The sequence below is a fragment of the Streptomyces sp. B8-7 genome (assembly GCF_058833805.1).
Window position 1 is genome coordinate 635,076 of sequence record NZ_JBYRRL010000004.1, and the last position, 16,140, is coordinate 651,215.

Consider the following 16,140-nt stretch of genomic DNA (forward strand, 5'->3'; position numbering starts at 1 on the left):
GCGGCCTCACCGGGCGCCGCGCCCGTCGTCCCGGTGGTCCCGGTCACGTCGGCCCCGCCCTGCTCCTGCGCCTTCTCCGAGCTCGTCACCCGACCAGCGTAGGCCACGCCCCCACGCCCTCCCGTCCCGCGGACGCTCCGCTTCCGCTCATGGCCTCAGACCCCCATCTCGGCTGCGATCCGGCCCGCGCGGATACCCGCCACCAGCCCCGCGTGGTCCGCCTCGGTCCGGTCGGCGTAGGCCACGGCGAACGCGGCGACGGCTTCGTCGAGCTGCTCGTTCTTGCCGCAGTATCCGGCGACGAGACGCGGGTCGGCACTGTGCGAGTGGGCGCGGGCGAGCAGCGCCCCGGTCATGCGGGCGTAGTCGTCGACCTGGTCGGCGGCGAGTGCGGAGGGGTCGACGCTGCCCTTGCGGTTGCGGAACTGCCGCACCTGGTAGTGGCGCCCGTCGACGGTGGTCCAGCCGAGCAGGATGTCGCTGACGACCTGCATGCGCTTCTGCCCGAGCACCACCCGCCGGCCCTCGTGCCCGGCGGCGGGCACCTGAAGCCCTGCGGTGGCCAGATGCGGCAGCAGCGCGGAGGGGCGGGCCTCCTTGACCTGGAGGACCAGGGACTCCCCGCGGTGGTCGAGCAGCAGGACGACATAGGAGCGGGTGCCGACGCTGCCGGTGCCCACGATGCGGAACGCCACGTCGTGCACGGCGTACCGGGCGAGCAGCGGCAGCCGGTCCTCGGCGACGGTGGCGAGGTAGTCCTGGAGGGACGCGGCCACCATGGCGGCCTCCTCGTCGCGGACCCGGCGCAGCACGGGCGGGGCGTCCTGGAAGCGGCGTCCGCCGCCGGGCACCGGCTCGGTCGACTTCGCCGCGAAGCGCCCGCTGGTGTTGGCGCGCGCCTTCTCCATCACCCGCTCCAGCGTGCCGAGCAGGTCGTGGGCGTCGGCGTGGGAGACGAGTTCCTCGTCCGCGATGGCGTTCCACGCGTCGAGCACGGGCAGTCTCGCCAGCAGCCGCATGGTGCGGCGGTAGGCGCCCGCAGCGTCCCGGGCGGCGTCCCGGCAGGTGTCCTCGTCGGCGCCCGCCTCCCGGCCGGCCAGTACGAGCGAGGCGGCGAGCCGCTTGAGGTCCCACTCCCAGGGGCCCGGGACCGTCTCGTCGAAGTCGTTGAGGTCGATCACGAGGCCGCCGCGGGCGTCGCCGTACAGGCCGAAGTTCCCCGCGTGGGCGTCGCCGCAGATCTGGGCACGGATGCCGGTCATGGGCGTGCGGGCGAGGTCGTGGGCCATGAGGCCCGCGGATCCGCGCAGGAAGGCGAACGGTGTGGCCGCCATCCGGCCGACCCGTATCGGGGTCAGCTCGGGAAGCCGCCCGCGGCCGGACTCCTCCACCGCGGCGACCGCGTCGGGGCGGGCCGGGTCGGGGTCGAGCCCGGCGTGCTCGTGCCGCGGCACCCGGCGGCGCAGCTCCCTGCCCTCCTCGCGGGGCGAGGCAGCCCCCGGCCACTCGGCGAACCCCCGCACCCGCGGCAGCCGCCGCTCCGCTCCGGCCTCGGCCACTCGGACCGCCTCCCCCGTGCTCGCGGCCGCGCACCCCTGCGCGCGCACCGACGTGAACATCGACCAGGCCCGACCGTACCGCCGGTGGCCGAAACCCGTCAGATCCTGTGGACAACTCCGCCCCGTGCGCCGTCCCCGCCCCCGGCGGTCCCCGCCCGGGGCCGTCCCCGCCCCGCCTCCGGCCCCCGCGCCCGTGGCCTTCGTCACACCGGCGCCGGCGGCCGGGGACGCCGGGCGCGCGGGCCGCAACCGGGGGCCACGGGGCCACGGAGGCCTCGGAGCCACAGAGGGCCACGGGGGGCCACGGGGATGCAGGGGTATGTATGCGCACACCCGCGCCGACCACGGCCCGCACCACGGCCCGCACCACGGCGCCGGGCGGCGCACCGCAGCACCTCGGGCGCACGGCACGGCCACGCGCGGCAGGGCACCGCGGGAACGCCGCACCGCGGAACGCCCCGGGAAGCCCCGGGAAGCCCGCGCACCCGGCGCCGGCCCCGCCACGGCAACGCGAAACGGCCGCCATCGCTTTCACGATGACGACCGTCTCGTCCGGTGCGCGAGGGGGGAGTTGAACCCCCACGCCCTTGCGGGCACTGGAACCTGAATCCAGCGCGTCTGCCTATTCCGCCACCCGCGCATTGGGTGTGTCCTCCGGCTCCGTTCCTCTCGTCCCGGCGCCTTCCGACATCCAGAACATTAGCACGCTGGACGGGGTGGATTCACATCCCTTTCCACCGGGCACCGCCCCGGACCTCACACGACGCCGCGGGCCCTCCCGGGAGCCCCTCGGCCCCCCCCCCGGGCGCCCGGCGTCCCCCCGCGCCCCCGCTCCCCCGGGGGCTCCCTGCCCGCCGCCCGTCACAGCACCCGGAGACCGTCATCGACACGTATCAACCGTGTACCGGTCCCCTCCGTCCGCCCAGGAGCCGGACCGCGACCACCGCCGCGTGCGGGACACTGGTCCGTGACCGCCTCTACGATCCATGGCAGAAGCGGACCCCCGCGGAGTTCGAACGGGCCTTGCGGGGGGAACGGTCGGAAAGCGCCGGCAACCAGTCGGCACCCCCGCCGGCCCCGGCCGGCACCACGGTCGGGCCTCCGGGCCGACGCCCCCGGTCGGCCCCCGGCGACACCTGCCGGCCGGTTCACCAGGGGGAACCAGCCGATCCACGGCTGCGTGGATACGATCAGTAAGCAGTACCAGTAGGAAACAGCCAGGCAAGAAGCGGCAGCACGACAGGACGACAGCGACGGAGGAGGTGCCCCATGGGAGTCCTGAAGCGTTTCGAGCAGCGTCTCGAAGGTCTGGTCAACGGCACCTTCGCCAAGGTGTTCAAGTCCGAGGTCCAGCCCGTGGAGATCGCCGGAGCACTCCAGCGGGAGTGCGACAACAACGCGACCATCTGGAACCGCGACCGGACGGTCGTGCCCAACGACTTCATCGTGGAGCTGAGCACGCCGGACTTCGAGCGGCTCAGCCCCTACTCCGGGCAGCTCGGCGACGAGCTCGCGGGCATGGTCCGGGACTACGCCAAGCAGCAGCGCTACACCTTCATGGGCCCCATCAAGGTCCATCTGGAGAAGGCCGACGACCTCGACACCGGCCTGTACCGGGTGCGCAGCCGCACCCTCGCCTCCTCCAGCAGCCAGCCCCAGCAGCCTCCGCAGCCCGGCCCCGAGGCGCCCCGGCGCCCCGCCGGCTACGGCTACCCGCCGCCGGGTGCCACGGGCGGCGGCCGGCCCGGCGGCGCCCCGCCCATGCCCGCCGCACCCCCGCCCGGCGCCCGGCCGGGCGGCTACGGCTACCCGCCGCCGGCGGCCGGCCCGGGACACGGCCCGGCCCCCGGCACCCCCGCGGCCGGCGGCCGCACCCGCTACTGGATCGAGATCAACGGCACCCGCCACCAGATCTCCCGCGCGACGCTCGTGCTGGGCCGCAGCACCGAGGCCGACGTGCGGATCGACGACCCCGGCGTGAGCCGCCGGCACTGCGAGATCCGGACCGGAACGCCCCCGACGATCCAGGATCTCGGGTCCACCAACGGCATCGTGGTGGACGGGCAGCACACCACCCGCGCTACGCTCCGCGACGGCTCGCGAATCGTCGTGGGCAGCACCACCGTTATCTATAGGCAAGCCGAAGGGTGATCCGGGGGCAATGTCAGAGCTGACCCTCACGGTCATGCGGCTGGGTTTCCTGGCCGTACTGTGGCTGTTCGTGATCGTGGCCGTGCAGGTCATCCGCAGCGACCTGTTCGGTACGCGGGTCACCCAGCGCGGGGCGCGGCGGGAGGCGGGCCGGTCGCAGCAGGCCGCGCGCCAGGCGCCGCCCCAGCAGCGCCAGCAGCCCGCCTCCGGCGGTCGCCGCCGCAACGCGCCCACCAAGCTGGTGGTGACCGAAGGCACACTGACCGGTACCACGGTCGCCCTGCAGGGCCAGACCATCAGCCTGGGCCGGGCCCACGACAGCACGATCGTGCTGGACGACGACTACGCCTCCAGCCGGCATGCCAGGATCTACCCGGACCGCGACGGCCAGTGGATCGTCGAGGACCTCGGCTCGACGAACGGCACCTACCTCGACCGCGCCCGGCTGACCACCGCCACACCGATTCCGCTGGGTGCGCCGATCCGCATCGGCAAGACCGTCATCGAGCTGCGGAAGTAGTGCTACATCATGAATGAGCGCGAGCGGAGCGAGCACGCAGCGGCGGCCGGCAGCACGGGCCCCGGCGCGCTCCCGACCGGAGGGTGGGCAGTGTGGCTCGACACGACCGGCTGCATGCGGAGCCGACGGGCGAGGTGGGCATGAGTCTGTCACTGCGCTTCGCCGCCGGCTCGCACAAGGGCATGATCCGCGAGGGCAACGAGGACTCCGGTTACGCCGGGCCGCGCCTGCTCGCCATCGCCGACGGCATGGGCGGCGCCGCCGCCGGCGAGGTCGCCTCCTCCGAGGCCATCTCCACCATCGTCGCCCTCGACGACGACGTCCCCGGCTCCGACGTGCTCACCTCCCTCGGCACCGCCGTGCAGCGGGCCAACGACCAGCTGCGCCACATGGTCGAGGAGGACCCGCAGCTGGAGGGCATGGGCACCACCCTGACCGCACTGCTGTGGACGGGCCAGCGGCTCGGCATGGTGCACGTCGGCGACTCCCGCGCCTACCTGCTGCGCGACGGCGTCCTCACCCAGATCACCCAGGACCACACCTGGGTGCAGCGGCTCGTCGACGAGGGCCGCATCACCGAGGAGGAGGCCACCACCCACCCGCAGCGCTCGCTGCTGATGCGGGCCCTCGGCAGCGGCGACCACGTCGAGCCCGACCTGTCGATCCGCGAGGTCCGGGCCGGCGACCGCTACCTGATCTGCTCCGACGGCCTGTCCGGGGTGGTGTCCCACCAGACGCTGGAGGACACCCTCGCCAGCTACCAGGGCCCGCAGGAGACCGTGCACGAGCTGATCCAGCTCGCCCTGCGCGGCGGCGGCCCCGACAACATCACCGTCATCGTCGCCGACGTCCTCGACCTGGACACCGGGGACACCCTCGCCGAGCAGCTCTCCGACGCGCCGGTGGTGGTCGGCGCGGTCGCCGAGAACCAGCACCCGCTGCACGACAACGGCATCATGCAGACCCCGGCCGGCCGCGCCTCGGGCCTCGGCCGCAGGCCGCAGCACGGCGGCGGCGAGTTCGGCCCGCCCGGCTCCGGCGACGTCACCGGCTTCGTCCCCGCCGACGGCTTCGGATACGGCGACGAGGACCTCGTCAAGGAGCGTCCCCGCCGCAAGTGGCTCAAGCGCTCCCTGTACATCGGGCTCGCCCTCGCCGTCGTCGGCGCCGGCCTGTACGGCGGCTACCGCTGGACGCAGACGCAGTACTACGTCGGCACCAACGGCGAGCACATCGCCCTCTACCGCGGCATCAGCCAGGACCTGGCCTGGGTGTCCCTGTCGGAGGTGGAGAAGGACCACCCCGAGATCGAACTCAAGTACCTGCCGCCCTACCAGCAGAAGGCGGTCAAGGCCACGATCGCCGAAGGCGGCCTGAAGAACGCCCAGGCGAAGATCGACGAGCTGTCGGTGCAGGCCTCGGCCTGCCGCAAGCAGGCCGAGCGGCGCGCCGCCGAGAGCGAGCGCAACGCCGAGACCGGCGAGGGGCAGGCCGGCGGCGCCACCGGAGCCAGCCCCGCCTCGTTCACGTCCAAGGCGTCGCCGTCCCCCTCGGCCACGTCCCCGTCGGCCCCGTCCTCGCCGGCGCCGTCGGCCTCGACCCCGACCCCGACCCCGTCCGCGAGCGCCCCCAGCCCCGGCCCGAGCCTGTCCGAGGAAGAGCAGAAGGTCGTCTCGCTGTGCGGCAAGCAGTAGGCGAGCGGTGAGAGGCCCCGTCACACGATGAGCAGCAGCACTACCAACCCGTCGACGCACCACACGTCCACGATCGGCGCCGTCGGCGCACCCAGCCGGCGCAACACCGAGCTCGCCCTGCTCGTGTTCGCCGTCGTCATCCCGGTCTTCGCCTACGCCAACGTGGGCCTGGCCATCAACGACGAGGTGCCGCCCGGACTGCTGGCCTACGGACTGGGCCTCGGCCTGCTGGCCGGCGTCGGCCATCTCGTCGTCCGCAGGTTCGCGCCCTACGCGGACCCGCTGCTGCTGCCGCTGGCCACGCTGCTCAACGGGCTCGGGCTGGTCGCGATCTGGCGGCTTGACCAGTCGAAGCTGCTGCAGTCCATCGGCCAGGCCGGCACCGCCGCGCCCCGCCAGCTGCTGTACACGGCGATGGGCATCGCGCTGTTCATCGTCGTGCTGATCTTCCTCAAGGACCACCGCGTCCTGCAGCGCTACACGTACATCTCCATGGTCGGCGCGCTGTTCCTGCTGCTGCTGCCGCTGGTGCCGGGCCTCGGCCAGAACATCTACGGCGCCAAGATCTGGATCTCGGTCGCCGGGTTCTCCATCCAGCCGGGCGAGTTCGCGAAGATCGTCCTGGCGGTGTTCTTCGCCGGCTACCTGGTGGTCAAGCGGGACGCGCTGGCGCTCGCCAGCCGCCGCTTCATGGGGCTGTACCTGCCGCGCGGCCGGGACCTCGGCCCGATCCTGGTGGTCTGGGGGATCTCGATCCTCATCCTGGTCTTCGAGACCGACCTCGGCACGTCCCTGCTGTTCTTCGGGATGTTCGTCATCATGCTGTACGTCGCCACCGAGCGGACCAGCTGGATCGTCTTCGGTCTGCTGATGTCCGCGGCCGGCGCGGTCGGCGTGGCGAGCTTCGAGCCGCACATCCAGCAGCGCGTCGACGCCTGGCTCGACCCGATGCGCGAGTACACCCTCTCCCGCCAGGGCATCGGCGGCCACTCCGAGCAGGCCATGCAGGCGCTGTGGGCGTTCGGCTCCGGCGGCACCCTGGGCACCGGCTGGGGCCAGGGCCACTCCGAGCTGATCCGCTTCGCCGCCAACTCCGACTTCATCCTCGCCACCTTCGGCGAGGAGCTCGGCCTGGCCGGCCTGATGGCGGTCCTGCTGGTGTACGCGCTGATCGTGGAGCGCGGCGTGCGCACCGCCCTCGCCGCCCGCGACCCGTTCGGCAAGCTGCTCGCGATCGGCCTGTCCGGCGCCTTCGCGCTCCAGGTGTTCGTGGTGGCCGGCGGTGTGATGGGGCTGATCCCGCTGACCGGCATGACGATGCCGTTCCTCGCGTACGGCGGTTCCTCGGTCATCGCCAACTGGGCGCTGATCGGCATCCTGCTCAGGATCAGCGACACCGCGCGCCGGCCCGCGCCGTCCCCCGCGCCCAACCCGGACGCCGAGATGACCCAGGTGGTCCGCCCCGGCTCGTGACCGGAGCGGCACGCGCCGCACCGCTCCCCGTGAACCCGGTCACCACGGCGGCACCGCCCGCCGCCGGCGTCCCGCCCCCGGGGCGAGGCCACCGGGCCCGCCCCCGCAAGGGAACCGGCGGGCGGCCCGGGACGTCTACTGACCGAGCGGGCGCCTCAACCGTCCCGGTGCCCTCTCAGGCCGTACCTCTACACTGTGGGGCGGCCGAGGACCAGCGCCAGCATCACCGAGAACGAGGCTCTGCAGCAGCAGGCGCACCCGACACCTTGTGGAAAGGCCGGACGTGAACAAGCCCCTGCGCCGAATCGCGATCTTCTGCGGACTACTCGTCCTGGCACTGATGATCCGCGACAACTGGCTGCAGTTCGCCCAGGCGGAGAACCTGCGCACCGACTCCAACAACCGCCGGGTCGCCATCGAGCGCTACGAGCACCCGCGGGGCGACATCATCGTCGACGGCCAGCCCATCACCGGCTCGGCCGCGGCGAAGAGCGGTGACTTCAAGTACAAGCGGACGTACAAGAACGGCGAGATGTGGGCGCCGGTCACCGGCTTCACCTCGCAGGCGTTCGACGGCGGCCTGCTGGAGAAGGTCGAGGACTCCTTCCTCACCGGCACCGACGACCGGCTGTTCTTCCGCAACACCCTGGACATGGTCACCGGCAAGGAGCGGCAGGGCGGCAACGTCGTCACCACGCTCAACGGGGCCGCGCAGAAGGCCGCGTTCGAGGGGCTGGAGAAGCAGGGCGGCAAGGGCGCGGTCGTCGCCCTGGAGCCGTCCACCGGCAAGGTCCTGGCGATGGCCACCTACCCGTCCTACGACCCGTCCACCATCACCGGGTACTCCGACAAGGACGGCGAGGCCTGGCAGAACCTGCAGAAGAGCAAGAACCCCGACGACCCGATGCTGAACCGGGCGCTGCGCGAGACCTACCCGCCCGGCTCCACCTTCAAGGTCGTCACCGCGGCGGCGGCCCTGGAGAACGGCGTGGTCTCCGGCATCGACGACAAGACCAAGACGCCGGACCCGTACCAGCTGCCGGACACCACCACCGACCTCACCAACCAGCACGGCGAGTGCAAGAACGCCAGCCTGCGCTACGCCCTGATGGTGTCCTGCAACACCGTCTTCGCGAAGCTCTCCGACTCCGTCGGCGGCGACAAGATGATCGAGCAGGCGGAGAAGTTCGGGTACAACCAGAAGGAACTGGACATTCCGGTCCGCGCGGCGGAGAGCATCTACCCCGAGGACAACCGCCCGCAGAACGCGATGGACGGCATCGGGCAGGCCTCCAACCGGGCCACCCCGCTGCAGATGGCCATGGTGACCGCGGCCATCGCCAACGACGGCAAGCTGATGCGGCCGTACATGGTGGACCAGCTCAAGTCCGGCAACCTGGACACCATCGAGACGACCGAGCCGCAGGAGATGTCCCAGGCCGTCTCGGGCGAGACCGCGCAGAAGCTCCAGGAGATGATGGAGTCGGTGGTCAACGACCCGCAGGGCACCGGCGGCAACGCGAAGATCGACGGGGCCACGGTCGGCGGCAAGACCGGTACCGCCCAGCACGGTCTGAACAACAGCGAGAAGCCGTACGCCTGGTTCATCTCCTACGCCAAGCTCGCCGACGGCAGCGCGCCGGTCGCCGTCGCCGTGGTCATCGAGGACGGCGCGGCCAACCGCGACGACATCAGCGGTGGCGGACTGGCCGCCCCCATCGCGCGGTCCGTGATGAAGGCGGTCATCGACAGCAAGAAGTGACCCCGCTCACACCCCCTTCGCATCGGTGCACGCTGCGGTACCGGTCCTGTATCAGGTGACGGGCTTGGCCAGGTCGCACAAGGAGAGCCGGGTACGGTAGGCCCGGACGGCAGCCTCCGACCGTACGAGTGTGCGGATCGGGACCCACGGAGAGGGCTGGTAGGAGCTTATGGAAGAGCCGCGTCGCCTCGGCGGCCGGTACGAGCTGGGCCACGTGCTCGGCCGTGGTGGCATGGCCGAGGTCTACCTCGCCCATGACACCCGCCTGGGCCGCACCGTGGCGGTGAAGACGCTGCGCGCGGACCTCGCGCGCGACCCGTCCTTCCAGGCCCGGTTCCGCCGGGAGGCCCAGTCGGCCGCCTCGCTCAACCATCCCGCGATCGTCGCGGTCTACGACACGGGCGAGGACTACATCGACGGGGTCTCGATCCCGTACATCGTCATGGAGTACGTCGACGGCTCCACGCTCCGCGAGCTGCTGCACAGCGGCCGCAAGCTGCTGCCCGAGCGGGCCATGGAGATGACCATCGGCATCCTCCAGGGCCTGGAGTACGCCCACCGCAACGGCATCGTGCACCGCGACATCAAGCCCGCCAACGTCATGCTGACGCGCAACGGGCAGGTCAAGGTGATGGACTTCGGCATCGCCCGCGCCATGGGCGACGCCGGCATGACGATGACCCAGACCGCGGCCGTCATCGGCACCGCCCAGTACCTCTCTCCGGAGCAGGCCAAGGGCGAGCAGGTCGACGCCCGCTCGGACCTGTACTCCACCGGCTGCCTGCTCTACGAGCTGCTCACGGTCCGCCCGCCCTTCGTCGGCGACTCCCCGGTCGCGGTGGCCTACCAGCATGTGCGCGAGGAGGCCCAGCCGCCGTCGGTGTTCGACCCCGAGATCACGCCGGAGATGGACGCGATCGTCCTCAAGGCGCTGGTGAAGGACCCGGACTACCGCTACCAGTCCGCCGACGAGATGCGCGCCGACATCGAGGCCTGCCTCGACGGCCAGCCGGTCGCCGCGACCGCCGCGATGGGCTCGGTCGGCTACGGCGGCTACCCGGACGACCAGGCGACCACGGCGCTGCGCCAGGCGGAGCCCGGCGCCACGTCGATGCTGCCCCCCATGAACCCCGACGACGGCGGCTTCGGCTACGACGACCGGCCCGACCGGCGGCGCCAGAAGAAGTCCAGCAGCTCCACGGTCCTGCTGGTCGTGGCGGCCGTCCTGGTCCTGGTCGGGGCCGTCCTGATCGGCAAATGGATCTTCAGCGGGGACGGGGCGGACAACGGCGTCGCCACGGTGCCGAACTTCGTCGACCACACGAAGAGCGAAGCCCAGCAGATGGCGGAGAACATCAGCCTGGAGCTCGCCTTCACCTCCAAGCCGTGCGAGGACACGGCGAAGGACAAGATCTGCGAGCAGGACGTCAAGCCGAACACCGAGGTCGACAAGGGCTCGACCGTCAACCTGGTGGTGTCGACGGGCGCGCCCAAGGTCGCCGTGCCGAACGTGACGGGCAAGTCCCTGGAGACGGCCAGGTCCCTCCTGGAGGGCGACAAGTACAACTTCACCGTCAAGGTGACCTACGAGGAGTCGTCCACGGCCGACCCCGACACCGTCCTGGAGCAGGACCCCGCACTGGGCGACGAGGTGGAGAAGGGCTCCACCGTCACCCTCACGGTCGCCAAGGAGAAGGAGCAGGCCACCGTGCCGGACGTGACCGGCCAGAGCTGTGACGCCGCCAAGGCCCAGATGGAGGCCAACGACCTCCAGGGCAACTGCGTCAACGTGCCGGTCGACGACGACAGCCTGGCCGGCGTGGTCGTGGACACCGTGCCGGGCAAGGGCGAGCAGGCCGACCCGGGCTCCGCGGTGACCATCAACATCGGCGAGAAGCAGAAGAACGAGGTGCAGGTCCCGGAGGTGCGCAACCGCACGGTGGCCCAGGCCAAGCAGATCCTCGCCTCCCAGGGCTTCACCGACATCGTGTTCGACGGCGACAGCAGCGACAACGCGTTCGTCATCGACCAGAGCCCGAAGCCCAACCGGAAGACCGACGACCCGGCCGGGACGCAGATCACCCTCAGGACGGTGAGCTTCGGCCAGAACGACGGCGGGAACGGCAACGGGGGCAACGGCGGCGACGGCGGCGGCGACGGGTTCATCGGCGGTCTCGGCTGACCCGCCGCCCGGCCCGCGGCTGACCCGCCGCTTCCCGGCCGGCCGCTACCGCGCCCGCCCGGCCCGCGCAGGACGGAGCCCCGGTCCCCTCAGCGCAGGGGGCCGGGGCTCTGTGCCGGAAGGCCGGGCTGCGGCGCCGCGGACACCGCCGCGGGTCGAGGGGGCCTGAGCCGGCGGGGGCCGGACCGGGCCGACGACGGGTCAGCCGCGGGCCGGGAAGCAGGAACCGGGAACGCGGGGAACCGGGAACGCGGGGAACGGGGCGCGGGGGGAACGGGGCGCGGGCCGGTCAGCCGAGTTCCTTCGGCGGCGTGCGCTCGCCGTCCACCTTCTGCACCCGGACCAGCTCGCCCCACACGATGTAGCGGTAGCGGCTGGTGTAGACGGGCGTGCAGGTGGTCAGGGTGATGTACTTGCCCGCCTTCGTCCGGCCGGACTCCGGCGGGATCTGCGCCAGTACCCCGATGTTGTACTTCGAGGTCTCGGGCAGTGTGGCGAACACCTTGTAGACGTACCACCTGTCCTTGGTCTCGAAGACGATCGGGTCGCCCTCGTGCAGCTTGTCGATGTCGTGGAACTTCGCGCCGTGGCCGTCGCGGTGCGCGGCGAGGGAGAAGTTGCCGTCGCGGCCCGAGGTGGGCAGGACCGCCCTGACCGGCTCGGTGTAGTACCCGGCCACGCCGCCGTTGAGCAGTTCGGCGGAGGTGCCCTTCTTCACCAGGATCTCGTCGCCGCCCATCGCGGGGACGTGCAGGAAGCCGATGCCGTCCCTGGTGTCCAGGGCGCCGGGCCCGCCGGAGCCGGCGTCCTGGGCCCAGTGGTCGCGGACGTCGTCGCCCTCCCGGTCCGCCTTGCGGTCGGCGAGCACGTTGGTCCACCACAGCGAGTACACGACGAACAGTCCGAGGACCACGCCCGCGGTGATGAGCAGTTCGCCGAGGACGCTGACGGCCGCGGCGATCGGGCCGGGCCGGCGGCGTGCCGCCCGGTGCTGCGGCCGGCCCGCCTCCGTCTGCGCTCCGGTGCCTTCGGTGGTCGCTGCCACTGTTCTCCCGCCCTCGACTGACCGCGGCCGGCGCCTACCTGACGAGCGCGTCGGGCTTGCCCTCGCTGCGCGGCCGTTCCTCGACCATCTTGCCCCAGACGATCAGCCGGTACTTGCTGGTGAACTCCGGTGTGCATGTCGTCAGGGTGATGTAGCGGCCCGGACCGGTGAATCCGGAGTCCTTCGGGACCGGGTCGAGCACGCTGACGTTGCTCGGCGGGGTCACCGGCAGCGTCGACGTCATCTTGTAGACGTAGTACGTGTCCCGGGTCTCGACCACGATCGGGGCGCCGGGCCGGAGCCGGTTGATGTACCGGAACGGTTCTCCATGGGTGTTGCGGTGCCCGGCCAGTCCGAAGTTGCCGGTCTTCGCGTCGGGCATCGCGGTCTTGAGGTCGCCCTCGCCGTAGTGGCCGACCATGCCCCGGTCGAGCACCTTCTTGCCGCTGACCCCCTCGGCGATCGGCACCACCACGTCCAGGTCGGGGATGCGCAGGATCGCGAAGCCCTCGCCGGGCTCGAAGGTGCCGGGGCTGCGCCGGCCGCTCGCCCAGTCCTTCTGCAGGTCGCTGGCCTCGCTGCCGGCCTGCGCGTGGGCGCGGACGTTCGTCCACCACAGCTGGTAGGTGACGAACAGCAGCATCAGCACGCCGGTGGTGATGAACACCTCGCCGATCGCCCGGCTCACCACGACGGCCGGGCCGGGCCTGCGGCTGCGCGCCAGCCGGCGGGCCTCCATCCGGGTCAGCGGACGGCCGGGTTCCGCCTCCCCGGGGCCGGCGGGGCCGGCGGGGCGGGTGGTGCCGCCGTGCCGCCCGCGGCGCCCCTTGGCGGCCTTCCTGCGGGCCGCCCGGCCTCCCGCCGGTGTCGCGCCCTCCCCCGCCGCCTCCGGGGCCCCCACCGCGCCGGAGGGCGCACCCGGGGGCGGGCCGGGTATGGACGCGCCGAGGATGTCCGCGGTCCGCAGCGCCACGGTCGCGTCGTCGAGCCCGCCCGCGGCGTCCCGGTGACCGGCCGGGCCTCCGCCGTACCCGGCGTGCTGCCCGCGGTCCCCCGCCCCGCGGGCGTCGGGGGCCGTCGCCCGGCCGGCGTCGTGGGCCGTCCCGTGCGGGCCGTACGGCGGGTACGGGTGGACCGGCGCGGCGGCCGGGGACGCTCCCGGGGCCGGGGGCGCCTGCGCCGCCCGGGACGCCGGCGCGGCCGGGGACTCCGTCCGGTACGGCACGTCGGAGGGGTACGGCGCGTACGGCTGCTCCGCCGCCGCGTACCCCTGAGGGCCGTACCAGTCGGAGGTCACGCCGAGGCCCTGCCCACCACCGGGGCGAGCCCCGCGGACCGGGCGGGAGCGCCCTCGTCGCCGCACTCGGCCAGCCAGTTGGCCAGCATCCGGTGACCGTGCTCGGTCAGCACCGACTCGGGGTGGAACTGCACGCCCTCGACCGGGAGTTCCCGGTGCCGCAGGCCCATCACGATGCCGTCGCGGGTGCGGGCGGTCACCTCCAGTTCGGCCGGCACCGTGCCGGGCTCGGCCGCCAGCGAGTGGTAGCGGGTCGCCGTGAAGGGCGAGGGCAGTCCGGCGAAGACGCCCTTGCCCTCGTGCTCGACCGGCGAGGTCTTGCCGTGCAGCAGCTCCGGCGCACGGTCCACGACCCCGCCGTAGGCCACCTGCATCGACTGCATGCCCAGGCAGACGCCGAAGACGGGGACGCCGGTGGCCGCGCAGTGGCGGACCATCTCGATGCAGACGCCGGCCTGCTCGGGGGCGCCGGGGCCGGGCGAGAGCAGGACGCCGTCGAAGCCGTCCTGGGCGTGCGCGGTCGCCACCTCGTCGTTGCGCAGCACCTCGCACTCGGCGCCGAGCTGGTACAGGTACTGCACGAGGTTGAAGACGAAGCTGTCGTAGTTGTCGACGACGAGAATGCGCGCGCTCACTGGTTGTCCACCGTCACATCGTTGAAGGGAAGCAGCGGTTCCGCCCAGGGGAAGACGTACTGGAAGAGGACGTAGACGACCGCCACGACCAGCACGAGGGAGATCAGTGCCCTCACCCACGCGTTGCCCGGCAGATGCCGCCAGATCCAGCCGTACATGCCGTCCCTTCCGTCCGTGCCACGGCCCAGACTCACGCCGCCCGCACCAGATTAACGGCGGAGGGCCTCCGGTTCGCCCGTGTCCACGGGCTGGGTCCCGTCGAGGTGCGCCCAGACGATCAGCCGGTGACTGTGCCCCCACTCGGGGTCGCAGGTGGTGAGGGTGAGATACCGGCCGGGGCGGGTGTAGCCGGAGGCGCGCGGGACGGGGTCGACGACCGCCACGTCGGCGGGGACGGTGCGGTAGGGCCCCCTGTCGACGCGGTAGGTGAACCAGGTGGTGCCGTCCGACAGCACCACCGCGTCCCCGGGCCGCAGGCGGGGGAAGTCCTTGAAGGGGTCGCCGTGGGTGCGGCGGTGTCCGGCGACGGCGAAGTTGCCCCTCCCGCCGAGCCGGGCGGTGGCGGGGTAGTGGCCGAGGCCCTTCGCGAGTGTGGCGGCGGAGGTGCCTTCGAGGACCGGCTTGCGCCAGCCGGCGCCGAGCCGCGGGACGTACATGATCGCGAACGGGCGGCCCTCGGCGTAGGGCCGGGCGGCGGCGGGGCTGCCGCCGCCGGACGGGCCGGACGGCGACGGGCCGGACGGCGCGTGCTGCCGGGCCCACTGCGCGCGCAGCAGGCCGACCTGTTCGTCCATCGCCGCGTCGGCGCGCACGCCGGTCCAGAACAGCAGGTAGGCGACGAAGAGCACGATCAGGGTGCCGGCGGTGATGCAGAGCTCGCTGGCGGACCGCACGAGGACGCGCACCGGCGCCTCCAGGGGGACGTCACTCCACGGGCTGGGCGTAGTGCAGGTCCACTGTGCCCGAGTAGCCCGGCAGCGTCACCCTCCCGTCCTCCTCGACTTTCCAGCCGAGGCCGTAGACGTTGACGTAGACCATGTAGTTCTGGATCGCCGGGCTCGCGCCGAGCGCCTCGCGGAGCTTCTCCGGGTCGCCCACAGCCGTGATCCTGTACGGCGGTGAGTAGACGCGGCCCTGGAGGATCAGGGTGTTGCCCACGCAGCGCACCGCGCTGGTGGAGATCAGCCGCTGGTCCATGACCTTGATGCCCTCGGCGCCGCCCTGCCACAGCGCGTTCACCACGGCCTGGAGGTCCTGCTGGTGGATGACCAGGTAGTCGGGCTGCGGCTCCGGGTAGCCGGGCAGCCGGGCGGTGGCGTTCGGCGGGGCGTCGTTCAGGGTGACGGTGAGCGCCTCGCCGGTGAGCTTCCGGGTGCCCGCGCGCTTCTCCAGGGCGGCCAGCCGGTCCTTCTCCGCGCCGGTGCCGCCGTCTCCCGCGCCGGCGAGGGAGTCGACCCGGGCCCGCAGGGCGGCGTTGGACTCGTCCAGCTGGCCGTTCTTGTGGCTGCGCTCCTGGATGAGGTCGGAGAGCCGCAGCAGGGAGGCGTCCGTGCGGATGTTGGTGCCCTTGGCGGTGTTGAAGCTGGTGAAGAAGATCAGACCGGCGAGCGCGAAGACGGCGACCGTGAGCACACGCACGGGACGGAAGCGTCCCCGGCGGTCGGCACTGGAATCCGACCGGGGGGAGTCGGCAGAATTGCTCAACGTACCCTTATCTCCTTCGGCGCCACGGAAGCACTACGCTAACGGACGTCCGGGGGAGCCCTCAGTGTCGCCAGATGTGTCACCCGATGCGTCCTCGCGGCACACCGCACCAGCCCGA

Annotated in this window: 13 protein-coding genes and 1 tRNA gene; 6 read left to right on the forward strand and 8 right to left on the reverse strand. The window is 72.4% G+C overall.

The genetic code is table 11. The features are described from left to right. Positions 1 to 155: 155 nt before the first annotated feature. Both AC5K6T_RS22735 and AC5K6T_RS22740 read right to left on the reverse strand, forming a co-directional pair. On the reverse strand, positions 156 to 1,619 hold the full coding sequence (locus AC5K6T_RS22735) for a DUF2252 domain-containing protein (RefSeq protein WP_493211690.1): 1,464 nt from the start codon (positions 1,617 to 1,619) through the stop codon (positions 156 to 158). Between the two features lie 496 nt (positions 1,620 to 2,115). After that, positions 2,116 to 2,199, reverse strand: a tRNA-Leu gene (locus tag AC5K6T_RS22740). A 629-nt stretch (positions 2,200 to 2,828) separates the two neighbouring features. Between AC5K6T_RS22740 and AC5K6T_RS22745 the strand changes: the two genes are divergently transcribed. The 6 genes from AC5K6T_RS22745 to pknB all read left to right on the forward strand — a co-directional run bounded on the left by AC5K6T_RS22745 (position 2,829) and on the right by pknB (position 11,341). Then, complete coding sequence (locus AC5K6T_RS22745; RefSeq protein WP_493211692.1) at positions 2,829 to 3,710, forward strand: FHA domain-containing protein; 882 nt, start codon at positions 2,829 to 2,831, stop codon at positions 3,708 to 3,710. Positions 3,711 to 3,720: 10 nt separating this feature from the next. After that, the gene (locus AC5K6T_RS22750; RefSeq protein ID WP_493211694.1) at positions 3,721 to 4,230 is read left to right on the forward strand and encodes an FHA domain-containing protein FhaB/FipA; all 510 of its coding nucleotides are present in this window, start codon (positions 3,721 to 3,723) and stop codon (positions 4,228 to 4,230) included. Between the two features lie 140 nt (positions 4,231 to 4,370). After that, positions 4,371 to 5,924: a Stp1/IreP family PP2C-type Ser/Thr phosphatase gene (locus AC5K6T_RS22755; protein ID WP_493211695.1), complete on the forward strand. Its 1,554-nt coding sequence runs from the start codon at positions 4,371 to 4,373 to the stop codon at positions 5,922 to 5,924. A gap of 27 nt (positions 5,925 to 5,951) precedes the next feature. Next, entirely contained in the window at positions 5,952 to 7,397 is a 1,446-nt protein-coding gene (locus AC5K6T_RS22760; RefSeq protein WP_493211697.1) for an FtsW/RodA/SpoVE family cell cycle protein, read from the forward strand. A 283-nt stretch (positions 7,398 to 7,680) separates the two neighbouring features. Then, the gene (locus AC5K6T_RS22765; RefSeq protein WP_493211699.1) at positions 7,681 to 9,159 is read left to right on the forward strand and encodes a peptidoglycan D,D-transpeptidase FtsI family protein; all 1,479 of its coding nucleotides are present in this window, start codon (positions 7,681 to 7,683) and stop codon (positions 9,157 to 9,159) included. Positions 9,160 to 9,328: 169 nt separating this feature from the next. Then, on the forward strand, positions 9,329 to 11,341 hold the full coding sequence (pknB, locus tag AC5K6T_RS22770) for a Stk1 family PASTA domain-containing Ser/Thr kinase (RefSeq protein WP_493211701.1): 2,013 nt from the start codon (positions 9,329 to 9,331) through the stop codon (positions 11,339 to 11,341). Between the two features lie 289 nt (positions 11,342 to 11,630). On the opposite strand, the gene AC5K6T_RS22775 is transcribed toward pknB, so the two are convergent. From AC5K6T_RS22775 to AC5K6T_RS22800, 6 genes are read right to left on the reverse strand one after another with little or no spacing between them, the layout of a single operon-like run. Next, on the reverse strand, positions 11,631 to 12,386 hold the full coding sequence (locus tag AC5K6T_RS22775) for a class E sortase (protein WP_493211702.1): 756 nt from the start codon (positions 12,384 to 12,386) through the stop codon (positions 11,631 to 11,633). A 34-nt stretch (positions 12,387 to 12,420) separates the two neighbouring features. Then, the gene (locus AC5K6T_RS22780) at positions 12,421 to 13,683 is read right to left on the reverse strand and encodes a class E sortase (protein WP_493211703.1); all 1,263 of its coding nucleotides are present in this window, start codon (positions 13,681 to 13,683) and stop codon (positions 12,421 to 12,423) included. Then, positions 13,680 to 14,318 (reverse strand): aminodeoxychorismate/anthranilate synthase component II, encoded by a 639-nt coding sequence (locus tag AC5K6T_RS22785; RefSeq protein WP_493211705.1) that lies wholly within the window; start codon positions 14,316 to 14,318, stop codon positions 13,680 to 13,682. The genes AC5K6T_RS22780 and AC5K6T_RS22785 overlap by 4 nt, the downstream gene beginning before the upstream one ends. After that, positions 14,315 to 14,512 carry a hypothetical protein gene (locus AC5K6T_RS22790; protein ID WP_493212228.1) on the reverse strand — a complete coding sequence of 66 codons (198 nt, stop codon included), beginning with the start codon at positions 14,510 to 14,512 and terminating at the stop codon, positions 14,315 to 14,317. Before AC5K6T_RS22790 ends, AC5K6T_RS22785 begins: the two co-directional genes overlap by 4 nt. 15 nt (positions 14,513 to 14,527) lie before the next feature. Then, positions 14,528 to 15,223 (reverse strand): class E sortase, encoded by a 696-nt coding sequence (locus tag AC5K6T_RS22795; protein WP_493211707.1) that lies wholly within the window; start codon positions 15,221 to 15,223, stop codon positions 14,528 to 14,530. Between the two features lie 19 nt (positions 15,224 to 15,242). Further along, the gene (locus AC5K6T_RS22800) at positions 15,243 to 16,022 is read right to left on the reverse strand and encodes a DUF881 domain-containing protein (RefSeq protein ID WP_493211708.1); all 780 of its coding nucleotides are present in this window, start codon (positions 16,020 to 16,022) and stop codon (positions 15,243 to 15,245) included. Between the last annotated feature and the right edge of the window lie 118 nt (positions 16,023 to 16,140).